Genomic DNA, 3,915 nt, shown 5'->3' with positions numbered 1-3,915 from the left:
ATCTGCTACTTTCACGAATCCAGCGATGTTCGCACCTTTCACGTAATCGACATATCCATCCTCACGTGTACCATACTTCACACATGCTTCATGGATAGACACCATAATTCCGTGCAAACGTTGGTCAACTTCTTCGCTGCTCCATGACAAACGAAGTGAGTTTTGAGACATTTCAAGTCCTGATGTTGCAACACCTCCTGCATTCGATGCTTTTCCTGGAGAGAAAAGAACTTTAGCAGCTTGGAATGCTTCAATCGCTTCTGGAGTAGATGGCATGTTCGCACCTTCAGCTACACATTGAACACCATTTGCGATCAATACTTTCGCCTCATCACCATTCAACTCATTTTGAGTAGCACATGGCAACGCGATGTCTGCTTTCACTTCCCAAGGACGCTTACCAGCAACAAATGTTGCAGATGGGTACTGCTTCACATATTCAGAGATACGACCTCTTTTCACATTCTTAAGCTCCATAACGAATGCCAATTTCTCCGCATCGATACCAGCAGCATCGTAGATATATCCTTCAGAATCTGAAAGAGTTACTACAGTAGCTCCAAGTTGAGTTGCTTTTTCACAAGCATATTGCGCAACGTTTCCAGAACCAGAAACAGCTACTACTTTACCGTTGAAAGAATCTCCTTTCACAGCAAGCATCTCTTTTGCGAAATACACTGTTCCGTACCCTGTCGCTTCTGGACGAATCAAAGAACCACCCCAGTTACGCGCTTTACCAGTAAGAACACCTGTAAATTCGTTACGAATTCTTTTGTACTGACCGAACATGTATCCGATCTCACGTCCACCAACACCAATATCACCCGCAGGTACATCTGTATCAGCGCCAATGTGACGGCAAAGTTCTGTCATGAATGATTGACAAAATTTCATCACTTCATTGTCTGACTTTCCTTTGGGATCGAAGTCAGAACCTCCTTTTCCACCACCCATAGGCAATGTAGTCAACGAATTTTTGAAGATTTGTTCAAATCCTAAGAATTTAAGGATAGAAAGGTTCACAGAAGGGTGAAAACGCAAACCACCTTTGTATGGTCCGATTGCAGAGTTAAACTCTACTCGGTATCCACGGTTTACTTGCACATTTCCGTTGTCATCCAACCAAGGAACACGGAAAATGATTGTTCTTTCTGGCTCAACGATTCGATCTAGAATCTTTGACGCTTTGTATTTTGGGTTCTCCTCAATAACTGGGATTACCGCCTCTGCTACCTCATGAACAGCTTGGAGAAATTCTGGTTCATGTCCGTTCTTTGCTCTCACGCGATCCATGAACGCATCGATCTCTGCTTGATATTTACTTGACATTTTTTAAAATATTTTATTGGTCGGGCAAATGTAATGAATATTTTAAGGAACTGATATCTGGTATTAATTTGTTCATGGATATCGGTTATCACCTAAATTTATTTTTTTTATACATTATTGATTAACAATAACTTAAAATGATTTTAACTGAAGATTTTTATTAAACAGCAACTTTATATAAATTTGTTCGTCTACTGACTAGTGTAAACTGACTAAAAATCATGAGAAAATTACTTCTTTCAATCGTTCTATTTTTGGCTTTTGTGGGTATGAACATGGCCCAAGCCCCACTGAGTCTTTGTCTTGGAGAAGATGCAACTGTATGTGCTGGAACACCTGTCACAATCAACAATTGCAGTACAGGAGGAATAGGAGGAACAGGTTCCGCAGGTTTATTCATGAATTCCCCAACGAATGTTTCCTTAGGTGATGACGTTTATTCTGGTATTGTAAACATCGGTTTCACTTTTAACTTTTACAACAACAACTACACTCAACTGGTTATCGGTTCGAACGGATTGGTTTCTTTTGATCTCAACAAAGCAGGCCAATTTTGTACATGGTCACTTGGCGGATATGGCCCATTGCCAAATGCAACTTTTGCTGACGCTCAAAATTCAGCAATGGGTTGCTATCAGGACATTAACCCTGGTGCTGGTGGACAGGTTTCCTATCAAACGATTGGAACCGCGCCCAACAGGAAATTCTTAGTACTCTACAGAGAAGTGCCTACATTTCAATGTGCACAGTGTTCTTATCTTGCTATTGTTCTTTACGAAACAACAAATGTTGTAGAATTTCACATTGGCAACAAGCCATCTTGTCCAAACTGGAATGGAGGTCTTGCGATACAAGGAACAGAAAATCCATCGGGAACAATTGCACACATCACACCAGGAAGAAACAACATCGCTTGGACTACAAATCAAGACGGAAAGCGCTTTACACCTGGTGCTCCAGGTGTTTCGGGTGGATATACCATTACAACAATTCCTTATTTGTTAGTTTATTCTGCAGGAACAGGAATGGGCTGGGCCAATACCTTAGGTCAAACATTCCCCTACAACAATGGTGTTTTACCTGTACCAGTTGTGCCAGCAGGAACAACGGGTTACTTCTTGACAGGATCTGCGTGTGGAGCGAGTATAGGTTCAATTACACAAGATACAACATGGTTGACACGCGTTTCAGCTACAGTAACAGCAACCTCAACACCTGATATATGTAGCTCAAGTATCGGTACTGTAACTGCGGTGCCTGGAGTCGGCATGCAACCTTTCACATTCACCTGGCCTACATTGGCGTCAAGCGGTGCAACCGTTACGGGTGTTCCTGCTGGTACATATACCGTAAGTGCGGTGGACGGCATGGGGTGCACTGCGACAGCAACTGTGACAGTAGGAGATACACCTGCAACTTTCAATTCATCATCAACATTGGTTTCTTGTCCAGGTGGTTCTGATGGAACAGCAACCGCGACAATGACTCCACTACTTGGAAACGTTACGTATTTGTGGAATGACCCATTGCAACAAACAACACAAACAGCTACAGGGCTTTCCGCTGGAACCTACAATTGTACAGTTACATCGGATGTTGGATGTCAGGACATTACAACAGTTGTTGTTTCCGAAATACCCGGAATGATTTCTACCATTGCATCTCAAACAGATGCGACTTGCAACTCGGGAGATAACGGAACTGCAACTGTCACGATTACGCTAGGAACTGCACCTTATTCTTATTCTTGGGATCAGTCTATTTCAACAACAAATAGTGCCAATGACCTTGTTGCTGCTGATCACACAGTAACCATAACAGATGCAAACGGATGCGTTATCACCCAATTGATCACTATTAATGAACCACCTTCATTGGAAATTCAATCGATTACACCAACAACACAAATTTGTCCTGAAGATGACATTGAGTTGTTCGTGGTTGGTACAGGGGGGTCATCGCCTTACACCTTTACTTGGTCTGAAAACGGCACTCAAATTGGCACGGGAACATCCATCATTGTTGATCCTGAATTTACGAATACAGAGTATTGTGTTGTAATGAGCGAAGCATGTGGATCTCCAACTGACAACACATGTACAATTATTTATTTCCCTACCCCAATTGTCCCAAACATTTCCTCAAATAAAGTAGAAGATTGTACGCCAGCCTTTTTTGAATTCAACAATACATCTTCAAATGCAGGAGAAATTGCAACAACTTTCTTTGAGTTCTCTGATGGAACAAGTATTTTAGAACAAGGAACAGACTCTACTAGCAATTGGTTCGAAATTCCAAGCATGTATTCTGCGAACATGACAGTAACCTCAATTTATGGCTGTGTCTATACAGCTTCCTTCATAGATATCATTGAAGTACGACCATTACCAGTTGCTGACTTCACTTTCTCTTCGAATCCAGCGACGTTTTTCGAAACGACCATTCAACTACAAGACAGATCATCTGCAGACGTAATTGATTGGCAATGGTTAAGTCCTGGTGCTAGTCCATCCTACAGCAATTCTCAAAATCCTGTATTTATTTATCCAGAAGGTGTTGTAGGTGTTTATCCTGTTACTTTAATCG

At 41.8% G+C, this 3,915-nt stretch carries 2 protein-coding genes; one reads left to right on the top strand and one right to left on the bottom strand.

Annotation, left to right across the window (positions count from 1 at the left end):
- A partial coding sequence (gdhA, locus tag ACIQ32_RS12310; RefSeq protein WP_396195973.1) for an NADP-specific glutamate dehydrogenase occupies positions 1–1,329 on the bottom strand: 1,329 nt, incomplete at its 3' end.
- 221 nt (positions 1,330–1,550) lie between these two features.
- On the opposite strand from gdhA, the gene ACIQ32_RS12305 reads away from it, so the two are divergent.
- Positions 1,551–3,915, top strand: a 2,365-nt coding sequence (locus ACIQ32_RS12305) for a PKD domain-containing protein (protein WP_396195972.1), incomplete at its 3' end; no start/stop codon positions are given.

This window comes from Flavobacterium sp., from assembly GCF_044373165.1.
Lineage (GTDB): Bacteria > Bacteroidota > Bacteroidia > Flavobacteriales > Flavobacteriaceae > Flavobacterium.
The sequence above is the reverse complement of the archived record's forward strand: the minus strand, read 5'-3'. Positions and strand labels throughout refer to the sequence as shown.